Origin of the sequence: Gulosibacter hominis, assembly GCF_904842695.1 — a bacterium.
GTDB classification, from domain to species: domain Bacteria; phylum Actinomycetota; class Actinomycetes; order Actinomycetales; family Microbacteriaceae; genus Gulosibacter; species Gulosibacter hominis.
Window position 1 is genome coordinate 1 of record NZ_CAJGWQ010000024.1, and the last position, 15,225, is coordinate 15,225.

13 protein-coding genes and 1 pseudogene are annotated in these 15,225 nt (G+C 62.3%); 7 read left to right on the plus strand and 7 right to left on the minus strand.

Translation table 11 applies throughout. From position 1 onward, the window contains the following. Nucleotides 1–179 precede the first annotated feature (179 nt). From JMV54_RS10385 to JMV54_RS10410, 6 genes are all read right to left on the minus strand, one after another. Nucleotides 180–1,181 (minus strand): hypothetical protein, encoded by a 1,002-nt coding sequence (locus JMV54_RS10385; protein WP_201518851.1) that lies wholly within the window; start codon nucleotides 1,179–1,181, stop codon nucleotides 180–182. A 553-nt stretch (nucleotides 1,182–1,734) separates the two neighbouring features. Then, nucleotides 1,735–2,511 carry a succinate dehydrogenase iron-sulfur subunit gene (locus tag JMV54_RS10390; protein WP_201518852.1) on the minus strand — a complete coding sequence of 259 codons (777 nt, stop codon included), beginning with the start codon at nucleotides 2,509–2,511 and terminating at the stop codon, nucleotides 1,735–1,737. 20 nt (nucleotides 2,512–2,531) lie between these two features. Next, nucleotides 2,532–4,358 (minus strand): succinate dehydrogenase flavoprotein subunit, encoded by a 1,827-nt coding sequence (sdhA, locus tag JMV54_RS10395; RefSeq protein ID WP_201518853.1) that lies wholly within the window; start codon nucleotides 4,356–4,358, stop codon nucleotides 2,532–2,534. Nucleotides 4,359–4,389: 31 nt separating this feature from the next. After that, nucleotides 4,390–4,836: a succinate dehydrogenase/fumarate reductase transmembrane subunit gene (locus JMV54_RS10400; protein ID WP_201518854.1), complete on the minus strand. Its 447-nt coding sequence runs from the start codon at nucleotides 4,834–4,836 to the stop codon at nucleotides 4,390–4,392. An 18-nt stretch (nucleotides 4,837–4,854) separates the two neighbouring features. Then, nucleotides 4,855–5,220, minus strand: coding sequence for a succinate dehydrogenase, cytochrome b556 subunit (sdhC, locus tag JMV54_RS10405; RefSeq protein ID WP_201518862.1), 366 nt, complete (start codon nucleotides 5,218–5,220; stop codon nucleotides 4,855–4,857). Between the two features lie 225 nt (nucleotides 5,221–5,445). After that, entirely contained in the window at nucleotides 5,446–6,588 is a 1,143-nt protein-coding gene (locus JMV54_RS10410) for a glycosyltransferase family 4 protein (RefSeq protein WP_201518855.1), read from the minus strand. A 159-nt stretch (nucleotides 6,589–6,747) separates the two neighbouring features. Between JMV54_RS10410 and JMV54_RS10415 the strand changes: the two genes are divergently transcribed. The 7 genes from JMV54_RS10415 (at nucleotide 6,748) to JMV54_RS10445 (ending at nucleotide 15,102) form a co-directional block, all read left to right on the plus strand. After that, on the plus strand, nucleotides 6,748–7,863 hold the full coding sequence (locus tag JMV54_RS10415) for a mannose-1-phosphate guanylyltransferase (RefSeq protein ID WP_201518856.1): 1,116 nt from the start codon (nucleotides 6,748–6,750) through the stop codon (nucleotides 7,861–7,863). A 102-nt stretch (nucleotides 7,864–7,965) separates the two neighbouring features. Beyond that, nucleotides 7,966–9,060, plus strand: coding sequence for a BMP family lipoprotein (locus JMV54_RS10420; protein WP_230972921.1), 1,095 nt, complete (start codon nucleotides 7,966–7,968; stop codon nucleotides 9,058–9,060). Between the two features lie 157 nt (nucleotides 9,061–9,217). Further along, complete coding sequence (locus JMV54_RS10425; RefSeq protein WP_201518857.1) at nucleotides 9,218–10,777, plus strand: ABC transporter ATP-binding protein; 1,560 nt, start codon at nucleotides 9,218–9,220, stop codon at nucleotides 10,775–10,777. After that, entirely contained in the window at nucleotides 10,774–12,060 is a 1,287-nt protein-coding gene (locus JMV54_RS10430; RefSeq protein WP_201518858.1) for an ABC transporter permease, read from the plus strand. Before JMV54_RS10425 ends, JMV54_RS10430 begins: the two co-directional genes overlap by 4 nt. After that, nucleotides 12,060–13,337 carry an ABC transporter permease gene (locus tag JMV54_RS10435; RefSeq protein WP_201518859.1) on the plus strand — a complete coding sequence of 426 codons (1,278 nt, stop codon included), beginning with the start codon at nucleotides 12,060–12,062 and terminating at the stop codon, nucleotides 13,335–13,337. The genes JMV54_RS10430 and JMV54_RS10435 overlap by 1 nt, the downstream gene beginning before the upstream one ends. Then, the gene (locus JMV54_RS10440; RefSeq protein WP_201518860.1) at nucleotides 13,337–13,732 is read left to right on the plus strand and encodes a cytidine deaminase; all 396 of its coding nucleotides are present in this window, start codon (nucleotides 13,337–13,339) and stop codon (nucleotides 13,730–13,732) included. Before JMV54_RS10435 ends, JMV54_RS10440 begins: the two co-directional genes overlap by 1 nt. Before the next feature lie 56 nt (nucleotides 13,733–13,788). Further along, nucleotides 13,789–15,102 carry a thymidine phosphorylase gene (locus JMV54_RS10445; protein WP_201518861.1) on the plus strand — a complete coding sequence of 438 codons (1,314 nt, stop codon included), beginning with the start codon at nucleotides 13,789–13,791 and terminating at the stop codon, nucleotides 15,100–15,102. On the opposite strand, the pseudogene JMV54_RS10450 reads toward JMV54_RS10445, so the two are convergent. Then, a pseudogene (locus JMV54_RS10450) lies at nucleotides 15,099–15,225 on the minus strand (IS481 family transposase); the annotation flags it as partial. The gene JMV54_RS10445 and the pseudogene JMV54_RS10450 overlap by 4 nt on opposite strands.

Below are 15,225 nucleotides of genomic sequence, written 5' to 3' on the forward strand. Positions count from 1 at the left end.
TTCCCACCCCCACCGCCCCACCACCCGCTGTGTCAGCACCGGCAAGTGACTCTGTTACTGGCAAGTGACCCTGCTATAGGAGGGTCACTTCGCAATAGCAGGGTCATTTGGTGGTGAAGGTGGCGAGCTGGTAGCCGCCGGTGCCGGGTACGGGCCTCATAGCTACGTGCTCAGGCAGACTATGCGATGCCGAGCGCAGGGTACGGCGAGTCAGCAGCAACACCGAGTAGCGCGCTGAAATCGCGGGGCTGGAACCGCTGCACTACACCCAGTTCCCAATAACCGCGCGGACTCGGCAGTAGAGCGGCCCGCTGCATGTCGGCGTGGATGCGCGACTGAAACCGCCATGCATCCTGCAAATCTGCCCAAACCGCTCGAGTCACCACCCAACCGAGATCGAGCAGTGCGCGCTCGCGCTGTTTTTCACGCATCACCGCATCCGCTGGCGACTCTCCGGGCCGCAGATGCTGCTGGTATTTGACCGCACCGTCGAACTCGAAGCACACGCCGAGCTCGGGCCAAGCCTTATCTACGCGGCCAACGAACCTACCCGCAGCATCAAAAATGTCCACTTGCAGCAACGGCTGTGGCAGCTCCGCTTCTGCCATCAAAGCTCGGCACCAAGACTCGGCGAAGCTCTCGGCACGGTCAGCCGCATGCTCTTTAATCCAGGCATAGGTGCGACAGTGCCGTCCGCTCTCCGGCAACAGTTCGGGATCAAACCCCTGCTGCATCGCCGCGTCCGTTGCCGCCAAGAGCTCATAGGCATCTACCTGTTCCGCAAGATCCATTAGCGTTCGCCGAGGAGAAGTGACCCGCATCCCGTACCGTGTCTCAATTTCGTCATCGGGGATTGGTGAGCGGCGGATGCGCAACCCGGCACCCGGGGTGCCACGGTACTTTCGGGTGAGCACCACATCCCCTTCGAGCCGTTTGCGAAGTAGTGGGAACCCATGCAGATTCGCTGCGCTGACACCGCTGACGACCCCGGAATTGCGTTGCATCACTGCGAATGTGCGGCAGGCGTGAAGATCTTCAAATGTGAACCGCTCGTTTTCGGCGTGCCTGGTGTCGAGATAGGCGCCGCGATAGAGCCGGATGCAGTGGGTGCCGAGCGCGGCTTGGAGTTCGCGCGCCGGTGGTGTTGCCGGGTGCGCCGAGGTTGTGAGGTGCATTTGCATGCGCATCAGTTTCGGTGCACCTGGTGACGGGATGCGCTGCGCTGCGGGGATTCTGTGGATAGGTAACTTTCCACAGCAGTCGCGGTCTGCTGTTTGGGGATGCATCGGAGAGCGGCTGGGTGCGGGAGTTTTTTGGTCTGCTTCGTGCCCGGGATTTGTGGTTGCTCTTGGGATCGGGCCTCGCTCGAGGCTTGTCTCGCGCGGGAAATGACCCTGTCTCGCGCGGGAAATGACCCTGTTGTCAGCAAATGACCCTCCTATAGCAGGGTCATTTGCCGGTTAGAGGGTCATTTGCTGGTGGGTGGGGGAGTTTGGTGGCTGGCGCTCCCGGTTAGAGGGCCATTTGCTGATGGGGGGAGTTTGGCGGATGGGTGCTGGCGGCAGCGGGACAAGAGAGGGGAGCGGCGAAGGCTCAGCGGCCCAGGCACCCGCCGCCGCGAGCAGGAGCAGCACAAAAAAGGGGTGCATCCGAAAAAATCGGATGCACCCCCGAGCCGCGGCTAGCGCGCCCCGCAGCTGCGGCAGCGCTTCAGCGCGCCACGCTCAGCTGCGGTTAGCGCTTCACGCCACCGCGCAGAACTGCCTGCTTGACCTCGGCGATCGCCTTGGTCACCTCGATACCACGCGGGCACGCCTCGCTGCAGTTGAAGGTGGTGCGGCAGCGCCACACACCTTCCTTGTCGTTGAGGATGTCGAGGCGAGTGCTGCTTGCTTCGTCACGCGAGTCGAAGATGAAGCGGTGAGCGTTCACGATCGCTGCGGGGCCGAAGTACTGCCCGTCGGTCCAGAACACGGGGCACGAGGTGGTGCAAGCCGCGCAGAGGATGCACTTGGTCGTGTCATCGAAGATCGCCCGGTCTTCGATCGACTGGATGCGTTCCTTCTCAGGCTTGTCTGATGCCTGCAGGAACGGCTGCACCTCGCGGTATGCCTCGAAGAACGGCTCCATGTCGACGTATAGGTCGCGCTCGAGCGGCAGACCCTTGATTGCCTCGACCGTGATCGGCTTGCTGCGGTCGAGGTCCTTGATCAGCGTTTTGCAGGCCAGGCGGTTGCGGCCGTTGATGCGCATCGCATCCGAACCACAAATACCGTGCGCGCACGAGCGACGGAACGCCAGTGTCGAGTCTTGCTCCCACTTGATGTGGTGCAGGGCGTCGAGGATGCGGCTGGTCGAGTACATCGGCACCGTGAACTCTTGCCAGTACGGCTCCGAGTCGGTTTCGGGGTTGTAGCGGCGCACCCGAACGATGATGTCGAAGGGCTTCTCAGGCTCTTCAGCTGCGGTTTCCGACGCGGTTGCGTCGACTGCCTTAGTTGCGTCAGTCATCTTTGCTCTCCCTTCGATCCCTAGTACTTGCGTTCCTGCGGCACGTAGTGCGTCATGCGCACCGGCTTCTTACCGAGCGTGATGTGGTCGGACGGGTCGGCCGAGCGACGGTCGCCGGTGAGGTACGCCATGGTGTGATGCATCCAGTTTTCGTCGTCACGCTTCGGGAAGTCGTCACGCATGTGGCCGCCGCGCGATTCTTCACGGTTGCGGGCACAGTAGGTGACCACTTCGGCGAGGTCGAGCAGGAAGCCGAGTTCGATAGCCTCGAGCAGCTCGGTGTTGAAACGGTGCCCCTTGTCGGCAACGTGGATGTTGCGGTAGCGCTCGCGCAGCTCGTGAATCTTGTCGGTTGCGTGGGCGAGCGTGTCGTCGGTGCGGAACACCTGGACGTTGGCGTCCATGGTCTCCTGTAGTTCACGACGGATGGCCGCAACCGACTCGGTGCCGGTGGCGTTGCGGAGGTTGGCGACCAGTGTGCGCACGAACTCGTCGGCGTTGTCGGCTACCTCAACGTAGTCGGCCTGCTGCGCGTATTTCACGGCCTGGCGGCCGGCACGCTTACCGAACACGTTGATGTCGAGCAGCGAGTTGGTGCCCAGACGGTTCGAGCCGTGCACCGACACACAGGCACACTCACCGGCAGCGAACAGGCCGGGAACGACCTCGTCGTTGTTGCGCAGCACCTCGGCGTCGTTGTTGGTGGGGATGCCACCCATTGCGTAGTGCGCGGTGGGGTAGACCGGAACCGGTTCAACAACCGGGTCGACGCCCAGGTAGGTGCGTGCGAACTCGGTGATGTCGGGCAGCTTGGTTTCGAGCACCTCGGCACCGAGGTGGGTGCAGTCGAGGTAGACGTAGTCTTTGTGCGGGCCGGCGCCGCGGCCTTCCTGCACTTCTTGCACCATCGAACGGGCCACGATGTCACGCGGCGCCAGGTCTTTAATGGTCGGGGCGTAGCGCTCCATAAAACGCTCACCCGAGTCATTGCGCAGAATCGCGCCCTCACCACGCGCACCCTCGGTGAGCAGGATGCCCAGGCCCGCGAGGCCGGTGGGGTGGAACTGGTAGAACTCCATGTCTTCCAGCGGCAGCCCGTTGCGCCAGATGATGCCGACGCCGTCACCGGTGAGGGTGTGTGCGTTCGACGTGGTCTTGAAAATCTTGCCGAAACCACCGGTGGCGAACACGAACGACTTGCCCTGGAACACGTGCAGGTGCCCGGTCTTGAGCTCGTAGGCGATGATTGCGCTGGGGCGCTTCACACCGTCAACCTCGGTGAATGCGAGGTCGAGTGCGTAGTACTCGTTGAAAAAGCGGATGTTGTGCTTGACGCAGTTCTGGTAGAGCGTCTGCAGAATCATGTGGCCGGTGCGGTCGGCCGCGTAGCAGGCACGACGCACGGGGGCTTTACCGTGGTCGCGGGTGTGACCACCGAAGCGACGCTGGTCGATTTTGCCCTCGGGCGTGCGGTTGAAGGGCAGACCCATGTTTTCGAGGTCGAGCACGGCGTCGATGGCCTCTTTTGCGAGGATCTCGGCCGAGTCTTGGTCGACGAGGTAGTCGCCACCCTTGACGGTGTCGTAGGTGTGCCACTCCCAGTTGTCTTCTTCAACGTTGGCGAGTGCGGCAGCCATACCACCCTGTGCTGCACCGGTGTGCGAGCGGGTGGGGTAGAGCTTGGTGATGACGTCGATGCAGGCACCGGTGCCCGCGGTTTCGGCGGCTTCGATTGCCGCGCGCATGCCAGCGCCACCGGCGCCGACGATGACGATTTCGTTGCGGTGGTAGTGGACGGTTACGCCGTCGATTACCTTCGTCTCGTCTTTGAGCTGTTCTGCAGCCATGAGTGGTTTTCTCCTAAATCGTTAACGCCGGTTACGCGCAGATGTTTGCCGAGCCGGCGCCTGCGATGCAGGGCTCGACGGCGAAGACAATGAGCACGATGAGACCGAGCACGATCTCAACGACGCAGGCGACCCAGAGCACGGTGGTGAGGGCTTTACGGGTGCCCGCCTTGTGCACGTAGTCGTTGACGAGGGTGCGCATCCCGTTGGTGCCGTGGATGAGGGCGAGCACCAGCAGCAGTGCATCCCAAATCAGCCAGAAAGGAACCGAAAATTTGTTGTCGACAACGTAGCGGTATTCGATCTGGCCGACGCCCTGGCCGGCAACGAGGTTCGAGTAGAGGTGCACGAAGACGAGCACCACCAGCAGCACGCCCGAGATGCGCATGTACTGCCAGCCGACGCGCTCCCAGTTGACGCCGCCCTGTTTGCGTTCTGACAGCGGGGTGCGGGGGTATTCAACGCTCTGAATAGTCATAGTTACTGCACTCCCTTCCTAGTGTGAGAACACGTTCGACAGGTGGACAATTGCGAAGGGAACCATCACGAGCACGCACAGTGCGATGACGCCCCAGAACAGGCCGCGCTGGATGCGGGTGGCTCCGGGTACGAAGTCGACGATGATGATCCGCAGACCGTTGAAGGCGTGGTAGCAGATGGCTGCGACAAGACCGAGTTCGCCAATACCCATGATCGGGGTCTTGTAGGCGCCGATGACCGCGTCGTACACCTCGGGGCTCACGAGCGTCAGTGCACCGTCAAGCACGTGCACGAGCAGGAAGAAGAAGATTGCAACACCGGTAATGCGGTGTAGCACCCACGACCACATCCCCTCGTTACCGCGGTAGAGGGTGCCACCCATGGCGGCCTTCTTTTTCGCGGTTTGGGGTGGGGTGGGGGTGCCGGTCTGAACAGCTGACACGGAACTACCCTTCTGTTGTTTGGCCCCGGCGCCGTACCGGTCGCACGGGTGGTTTGGTCGAATGCGAGTTCGCAGTCGGCACGCAATGCACTCCCAGGTTACCCCCTTATTGGGATGAGCTGGAAACGTGGTCGATTCATTTGGGATGCTTCGGGTGCGGTCGCGCTATGAGGCCGCTGTTGTGATTGCGGCGGGGGCGCAAACGGCCCGGTAGTGGTCGACAAGTTCATCGCACACGCTCTCCCACGAGCGGTCGAGCACCCGCCGTCGACCGGCCTCACCCATACGTGCCCGCAGCGGGGCGTTTTCGACGAGCCGCTCAATGTAGTTGCGCATGCTGTCGGGGCCTCCGTCGAGTGAGGGATCAAAAAGGTAGCCGTCGGTGCCGTGCGTGATCAAATCGATCGGGCCGCCCGCCAGGGGTGCGACCACCGGTAGGCCGGTGGCGTGCGCTTCCTGCAGGGTTTGGCCGAACGTTTCTTCGGTGCCGGTGTGCACAAAAACATCGAAGGCTGCGTAGGCGCTTGAAAGTTCGGCGCCCGTGCGGCGGCCGAGGAACACCACCGGAAGCTCGGCAAACTGGGCGCGCAGTGCCGGCTCGCTGGGTCCATCCCCAACAATGGCGATGCGAATCCCGGGTAGCCCGCGCAGCTGCGCGAGCCGCTCCACCTGCTTTTCGGGAGCCAGGCGCCCCACATAGCCGATCACGGTTTCGCCATTGGGGGCCAGTTCGGCACGAAGCCGCCTGGTTGCCGCATCCTGTCGGTGTTGCGGGTGGTAGGCCTGCAGATCGACGCCGCGCCCCCAGCGCTCGACGCGCTCGATGCGGTTGCGGGCGAGGTCGCGAATCGAGGCCGTGGAGGGGGCGAGCGTGCGGTCGGCCTGGTTGTGCACATAGCGCAGCACCGACCAGGCTAGTTCGCGCATCAGGCCAACGCCGTTGCGTGCGGTGTAACCGGCGATATCGGTCTGAAAAATTGCGACGGCGGGGATGCCACGCCGCTTGGCCGCCAAAATAGCGTGGCCGCCGAGCAGCACGGGCGAGGCAGCGTGCAGCACATCGGGTGCAAAATCGTCGAGGATGCGCTGCACGGCGAGGTTGGGGAGCCCCACCGGGAACTCACGCACGGCGACGGCCGGCACCTGGTGCACCTTAAAACCGGCGTAGCTTTCGGGCGCATCCGCGGCGGGGCAGATGACGATGGCCTCGTGACCGCGTAGTGCCAGGTGGTCGAGCACTTTTTTCACGCTATTGGTGACCCCGTTAATAGTGGGGAGAAAGCTCTCGGTAACCACGGCAACTCGCATAGTGTCTTGACTATAGGTCGGCCGGGTGGCGCCCGAGTAAATCCGGGTGTCGCGGTGGTGAATACGAGGCGAACAGGTGCGGATGCACGGGTCAGCCGAGCGGATGGTTTTGCGTGCCGTAGCGCGGGTGCTGCGCCTTAGACAAGTACGGTGGAACCCATGTCACCGAATCTCGACAACTTCTATGCCGTTATTCCAGCCGGGGGAGTGGGTTCGCGTCTGTGGCCGCTGAGCCGAGCAAATCGGCCCAAGTTCCTGCACGATATTGCCGGAACCGGCGAGACGCTGCTGCGCTCAACCTGGCTGCGGCTGGTCCCGCTGTGCACCGAACAGCGCATCATGGTGGTCACTGGTGAAGCCCATGCCGGTGAGGTGCGCGAGCAACTGCCCGAACTTGATGGCGAAAATATTGTGCTCGAACGCAGTGGCCGCGACTCATCAGCCGCCATCGGGCTGGCAGCGGCAATTTTGGAGCAGCGTAACCCGGGTGCGTTGCTCGGTTCGTTTGCGGCCGATCACCTGGTGCATTCGGATGTGCGCTTCCGTCGCGCCGTTCGCGAGGCGGTTGGGGCTGCCGAGGAGGGGTACATCGTCACCATCGGTATCCAGCCGGTTGAGCCCTCCACCGCGTTCGGATATATCCGCGCCGGTGACCCGCTTTCGATTGCGGGGGCGCCGTCGGCACGAGCGGTTGAAGCGTTTGTTGAAAAGCCGAGCCTCGGCACCGCGCGTCGCTATGTATCGTCGGGCGAGTATCTCTGGAACGCTGGCATGTTTATTGCCAAGGCGGCGCGTCTGCTCGAGGTGCTGGCCGAAAATGCGCCCGAGCTTGCTGCCGGCGTGCGGGAGATCGCTGCAGCATGGGACACCGACCGTCAGGAGGAGGTGATCGAGCGGGTCTGGCCGACTCTCGACAAGATCGCGATTGACTACACCGTTGCCGAACCGGCTGCGAAGCAGGGTGCGCTCGCGGTCATCCCCGGCTTTTTTGGTTGGGATGACGTTGGCGACTTTGCATCGGTTTCGCGAGTGCATCTCGAAGCCGATTCGGATGCGGCAATTACGGTGATCGGGGATGCTGACCGGGTGGTTTCGCATGAGGCGACCGGGCTGGTTGTGAACCGCACGGATCGGGTTATTGCCGTTGCTGGCATCCCGAACGTGGTTGTGGTCGATACCGAGGATGCGCTGCTGGTCACCACCTGCGCTCGGGCGCAACAGGTTAAGGAGCTCGTTGCCAAGCTTCGCGACTCTTCGCATCCCGAAGTGTTGTAGATCGCAAACAATTGCCAAACTTTTGGCGAACAGCCTCGGAAAATCCAAGTAGGATCTATCTGAGGAATTCGCGCTGTAGCGAATCAACCAAGGAGGAACCCGGTGACTTCGCGTAACAAGAAGATTCTTTCGGCATTTGGACTTTTGGCGACCGCTTCGATGGCGCTGACCGCCTGTGGTGCTGCCCCCGGTGAGCCCGGGGCAAGCGGTGCCGCCGGTGACAACTCGGACTACCTGGCCTGCATCGTTTCGGATGAGGGTGGCTTCGACGACCGTTCGTTCAACGAGCTCTCGTACGCCGGCTTTAAGCAGGCCGAGACCGAGCTTGGCATTCAGACCCGCGAAGCTGAGTCGACCACCGAGGGTGACTACACCGAGAACCTCAACGCCATGATTGGCGCCGGCTGCAACATCATCATTCCCGTCGGCTTCAAGCTGGCTGACGCCACTCAGGAGTCGGCTGACGCGCACCCCGACGTGCACTACGCAATCGTTGACGTTGACTGGCTCGAGGGTGACAACATTCTCGGCCTGAACTACGACACCGCACAGGCTGCGTTCCTCGCGGGTTACGCAGCGGCAGCGAAGACCGAGAGCGGCACTGTGGCCACCTACGGTGGTGCGCAGATCCCCACCGTGACCATCTTCATGGACGGTTTCGATGCGGGTGTTCGCTACTACAACGAGCAGAAGGGCACCGATGTGAAGGTGCTCGGCTGGAACATCGACGACCAGAAGGGTTCGTTCGTCGGTGACTTCAGCAACCAGGCCAAGGCCAAGCAGATCACCGAGGGCTTCCTCGCTCGCGGTGCCGACATCATCATGCCCGTTGGTGGTCCCCTCTACCAGGGTGGTGTTGAAGCTATCAAGGACGCCGGCAGCGACGCGCTGATCATCGGTGTTGACAGCGACCTCGCCAAGCAAGACCCCTCGATCGCCGACCGCGTCTTCGTTTCGGTGCAGAAGGGTCTCGACGTGACCGTGTTCGACGCCATCAAGTCGGATGTTGAGGGCAAGTTCGAAAGCGGCGCCTACACCGGCACCCTCGAAAACGAGGGCGTGGGCCTTTCGAGCTTCGGTGAGTTCGAGAAGGACCTGCCCGATGGTCTGACCGATGAAATCGAGCAGCTCAAGCAGGACATCATCGACGGCAAGATCGAGATCAACTCGCCTGCCTCGCCGAAGCCTGCCCAGTAGTAATCGGGAGCTGTAGCGATAGTCCAGCGGTGAGCCCGCCGAACGGCAACGTTTGGCGGGCTCACTTGGCAGAATGGGCTGTAGTTTCTGGCAATGCCACCGCGAGATGACGGCAACCGGGGCCCGCAGCCGCGGGTAAATCGACGAGGATGGACCTATGAAACTCGAACTGCGCGGAATCACCAAGCGATTCGGTGACTTTACCGCCAATGACAACATCAATCTCACCGTTGAGAGCGGTGAAATTCACGCGCTGCTGGGTGAGAACGGTGCCGGCAAATCGACGCTGATGAATGTGCTCTACGGCCTTTACCACGCCGAAGAGGGCGAAATTCTGCTCGACGACCAGGTGCAGAACTTTGATGGTCCCGGGGATGCGATGCGCGCGGGTATCGGCATGGTGCACCAGCACTTCATGCTGATCCCGGTGTTCACGGTGGCCGAAAACCTCATCCTGGGTCACGAACCGACTCGCTTCGGTGGGGTGCTCGACCTGGATGCGGCCCGCGAGCGGGTGCGCGAGATTTCTGATCGTTTCGGGTTCGACATCGACCCGGATGCGAAGGTGGAAGATCTTTCGGTCGGTGCACAGCAGCGGGTGGAGATCATCAAGGCGCTCTCGCAGGACGCCAACATCCTCGTGCTCGATGAACCCACTGCGGTGCTGACACCGCAGGAAACCGATGAGCTGATCGAAATCATGAAGCAGCTGCGTGAACAGGGCACCTCGATTGTGTTCATCTCGCACAAGCTGCGCGAGGTGCGCGCCGTTGCCGACAAAATCACGGTGATTCGTCGCGGCAAGCTGGTCGGTAGCGCCGACCCGAGCGCATCCAATGACGAGCTGGCCGAACTCATGGTGGGCCGAGCCGTTGACCTCACGGTCGACAAAAACCCGCCGAAACTTGGCGAAGAAGCGTTCCGTGTGCGCGGGCTGACCGTGTTTGGCCCCGATAACTCGATGCGCATCAACGATCTTTCGTTCTCGATTCGCGGGGGCGAGGTGCTGGTGGTTGCCGGTGTGCAGGGGAATGGCCAGACCGAATTGGCCGAGGCGATTTTGGGTCTGCAGCCGCAGGTGAAGGGCTCGATCGAACTCGATGGGAAGGAGCTGCGCAACCAGTCGGTGCGCCGCACCATCGACGCGGGTTTGGGTTTTGTGCCTGAAGACCGAACCAAGGACGGCTTGGTAGGAGAGTTCACCATCGCCGAAAATCTGGTGCTCAACCGCATTGACCAGGAACCGTTTTCAAAAGCTGGTGGGCTGCGGCTGGGGGCCATTCGCAGCAACGCCGAGACGGCGATCGAAGAGTTTGACATTCGCACCCCGTCGATCGAGACGCATGCCGGGCGGCTTTCGGGCGGTAACCAGCAGAAGGTGGTGCTCGCGCGTGAACTCGGCCGCGATCTGCGCATGCTGATTGCCTCGCAGCCCACGCGCGGTCTGGATGTGGGTTCGATCGAGTTCGTGCACGAGCAGATCATTGCGGCGCGCGACTCGGGTATCCCGGTGCTCATCGTTTCGACCGAGCTCGATGAGGTGGTTGAGCTGGCCGACCGCATCATGGTGATGTACGGCGGACGCTCGATGGGCATTGTGCCGCCCACCGTTTCGCGCGGTGACCTCGGTCAGATGATGGCCGGTATCCCGGCTGAAAAAATTGACGCACTGCGAGAGGGCGTCACCGAAGGCGATGCAGAAGGAGCGGTGGCATGAGCGAGGCAAACCTCACCCCAACCCCAACGGCGCAGGCCAGTGAAAAGCAGCTCGATAACGTCGAGCGCAGCCCCTGGCATGAGGTTTGGCGTGACATTCTCGGCGGCAATGTGATCCGTTCGATTCTCGCCGTGCTGCTGGCCATTCTCGTTGGCTCACTGATCGTGGTGTTCACCGACAACCGCGTCGGACAGGCGATGGGGTACTTCTTCAGCCGTCCCGGTGACACCTTCGCAGCCATGGGTTCGGTGATCGGCTCGGCCTACCAGGCCATGTTTGAGGGCGCGATCTTTAACCCGCGCACCGGCTTTAAGCCGCTGCTGAGCACGCTCACCTTCGCTACGCCGCTGATTGCTGCCGGTTTGGGGCTGGCGGTTTCGTTCCGTGCGGGCCTGTTCAACATTGGTGGTCAGGGCCAGATTCTTGCGGGCGCGCTGCTGGCTTCGTGGGTTGGTTTTGCGATGCCGATGCCTGCCGGCCTGCACGTCATCGTGGCGATTTTTGCGGCGATGGCAGGTGCTGCGATCTGGGCCGCGATTGTCGGCTGGTTGAAAGCACAGACCGGTGCCCACGAGGTGATCCTGACGATCATGCTCAACTGGATTGCATTTTTCGGGATCACCTTCCTGCTCAAACAGCCGCTGTTTAACAACGACCGCGCATCCGGTAACCCGAAGTCAAAAGCGATTCTCGAAACCGCGGTACTGCCGAACATCGGCGGTGTGACGCTCGGGTTCTTCATCGTGATCCTGGCCGCCGTGGTGTTCTGGTGGATTTTTGACCGCTCAACAATCGGGTTCCGCATCCGTGCCGTTGGTATTAACCCGAACGCCGCGCGCACCGCGGGTATCAACGTGAACGTGGTCACGGTCATCACCATGGCGATCTCGGGTGCCTTCATCGGTATCGCATCGGCAACCCAGGCGCTGGGCATGTTCCCCTCGGGCTTCACACCGGGCGTGGATGAGGGCATCGGCTTCAGCGCGATTACGGTGGCGCTGCTGGGTGGTAACCACCCGGTTGGCGTCGTGTTCGCCGGGCTGCTGTTCGGCGCGCTCCGCGCCGGGGCCGCGGTGATGGAAGTTAACGCGGGTATTTCGCGTGACATCATCCCGGTGATCCAGGGCATCATCGTGCTCTTTGTTGCTGCTCCGCCGCTGATTCGCGGCATCTTCCGACTGCCCAAACCCACCGGCATCCGGATGGCTGACCGTTTTGCCGCATCCCGTGGCAAGAAGGTAACCGCCACGACCGCCCGGACTAACGAGAAGGTTGAAGCGTAATGACTACCGCAACTACTGCAGCTAAAAACACCGCCACGGTGACCGCTGAAGTCGCTCCTCGCAAGTGGAAGGGCACGGTGCTGATGGGCGTTATGACGCTCATCGCGCTGCTGGTTTTTGTGGTCAGCGTACCGACCACTGCCGTCACGAGCATCAACGCCGTCGGTGACCACAACCCCGACTTTTCGGTGCCGACCTTCACGACCAACCTGGTGCTGCTGCTGATCATGGTGGCTGTCACCGCACTGGCCGGTTTGCAGGCCTGGCGGCGCGCCAAACTCAACCCCTGGCTGCTCGCGCTATTCGGGTTCTGCTGGGTGATCGCGCTGATCCTGTGGATCGGCACCGACTCGATGGTGCCGTTCACCTGGCTGCTCACCAGTACCGTCGCGCTGGCAACGCCGCTCGTTTTCGGTTCGATGGCGGGTATCGTTTCGGAGCGTTCGGGTGTCGTCAACATTGCCATCGAGGGTCAGCTGCTTGCCGGTGCTTTCACCGGTGCGCTTGTCAGCTCGATCACTCAGAACGCGCTCGTCGGTCTGCTCGCCGCAATGATCGCCGGTGCGCTGGTGTCGCTCATTCTGGTGGTGTTCGGTATCCACTACTGGGTTGAGCAGGTGGTTGTTGGTGTGGTCATCAACATGGTCGTTATCGGCCTCACGAGCTTCTTCCTCAAAGGCTTCATGGCCGCCGACTCGGCCACCTTCAACAGCCCGGTGAAGTTCCAACGCCTGCCGATTCCGCTGCTCGCCGACATTCCGGTGCTCGGTCCGCTGCTGTTCCAGCACACGATCATCACCTACCTCATGTTTATCGCGGTGCCGCTGCTCACCTACGCGCTATTCCGCAGCCGCTGGGGCCTGCGCACCCGCTCGGTTGGTGAGCACCCCAAGGCTGCCGACACGGTGGGTATTAACGTGGTGGCAAACCGCACTCGCGCGGTGCTGCTCTCGGGTGTTATCGCCGGCGCTGGCGGCACGTTCTACACCCTCGGCGAGGTGGGTGCGTTCACCGACAACATCACCTCGGGCCACGGTTATATTGCGCTGGCCGCGGTGATCTTCGGTCGCTGGCACCCGGTGTATGCGGCCGGGGCGGCGCTGCTATTTGGTTTCGCCAACTCGACCGCCGAGCTTGCCAACCAGGTTGGCGCGAACGTACCGAGCGAAATCATGCAGATGGTGCCGTACATCGTCACGCTGCTCGCGGTTGTCGGGTTCGTTGGTAAATCACGCGCACCGGCAGCCGACGGTGTGCCCTATGTGAAGGCCGACTAGTGGTCGAGCAGCCAAACTGGGACGAATTGCGCACCGCGGCAAAGGCCGCGATGCGGCAGGCGTACGCGCCCTACTCGAACTATCGGGTGGGCGCGGCCGCGCTGGTCGATGACGGCCGCATCGTTTCGGGTTGCAATGTCGAAAACGCGAGCTACGGATGCGGTCTGTGTGCCGAATGCGGGCTGGTTTCGGCGCTGCAGGCATCCGGTGGCGGTCGACTGGTGGCCTTCGCCTGCTGTGACGGTGACGGCAATGTGCTGATGCCGTGTGGCCGTTGCCGGCAACTGCTCAACGAGTTCAAAGCACCCGATATGCTCATCGACACCCCGCGCGGCATCCTGCCGTTTGACGAGATCCTGCCGCAGTCGTTTGGGCCCGACCATCTCAACGGGTAGGCCCCGGCTTAGCAGCAGCATCCAGACATATTCGGGCTGAACGCCAAATCGCTGCCATGACGAAAGGGAGAAACGTGACCGAACCGTACGCAGCTGTAGATCTGATCCGCCGCAAGCGTGACGGTGGTGTGCTCACCACCGACGAAATCAACTGGCTCGTTGACCGCTACACCGCCGGCTTTGTCGGTGATGAACAGATGGCGGCGATGGCCATGGCAATTTTTTTGCGGGGGATGGAGCGCCGTGAAATCCACGATCTCACCCAGGCCATGATCGCCTCGGGTGAGCGGATGGATTTTTCGTCGCTGAGCAAGCCCACAACCGACAAACACTCCACCGGCGGGGTGGGCGACAAAATCACCCTGCCGCTGATGCCGCTGGTGGCATCGTTCGGGGTGGCGGTGCCGCAGCTTTCGGGCCGCGGGCTCGGGCACACCGGAGGCACGCTCGACAAGCTCGAGTCGATTCCGGGCTGGCGTGCTGAGCTGTCGAACGCTGAGATTTTGCAGCAGCTCGACGAGGTTGGTGGTGTGATCTGTGCCGCCGGTTCGGGTCTCGCGCCTGCCGATAAGAAGCTCTACGCGCTGCGCGATATCACCGGCACGGTCGAGGCGATTCCGCTAATTGCATCCTCGATCATGTCGAAAAAAATTGCCGAGGGCACGGATGCGCTGGTGCTTGACGTCAAATACGGTGCCGGTTCGTTCATGGGCGCGATTGAGCGCTCGCGCGAACTTGCCGAAACGATGGTGGCGCTCGGTACCGACGCCGGGGTGAAGGTGTCGGCACTGATCACCTCGATGGAGGCGCCGCTGGGCTACGCGATCGGAAACGCGAACGAGGTGCGAGAGTCGGTCGAGGTGCTGGCCGGCGGCGGCCCGGCAGATATTGTCGAGCTCACGGTCGAAACCGCGCGCGAAATGTTGGCGCTGGTGGGCATTCCCGACGCCGATGTTGAGGGGCACCTGCGCGACGGTAAGGCGATGGATGTGTGGCGCAAGTTTGTGATCGCCCAGGGCGGCGATCCGGATGCACCGCTGCCGGTGGCACCGGAACAGCACGAGGTGCGGGCCGAGCGCGACGGCGTTGTGGTGGCGCAGGATGCATACAAATTCGGTGTGGGTGCCTGGCGACTGGGTGCGGGTCGCGCCCGTGCCGCCGACCCGGTGGTGCACAGCGCTGGTATCGACCTGGCGGTAAAGCCCGGGGATGCGGTGCGCAAGGGAGACCTGCTGTATACGCTGCACGCCGAGAACGCCGACCGTTTCGCACTGGCGCTCGACTCGCTTGATGGCGCGCTCGAGCTGGGCGAGCCCGGCACCGAAGTGTCGGTGACGCCGCTTATTGCCGAGCGCATCCAGGCGAACTAGGTGTAGTTGGTCATGACGTTGTCGACACGGGTGTGGAGGCGTGAGGCCGGTGGCTGGTCACTGCAGGCGGTGTGGGGTCGATGATAGTTGTAGTGATGGTTCCAGGCTTTAAGAGCTTCTCGT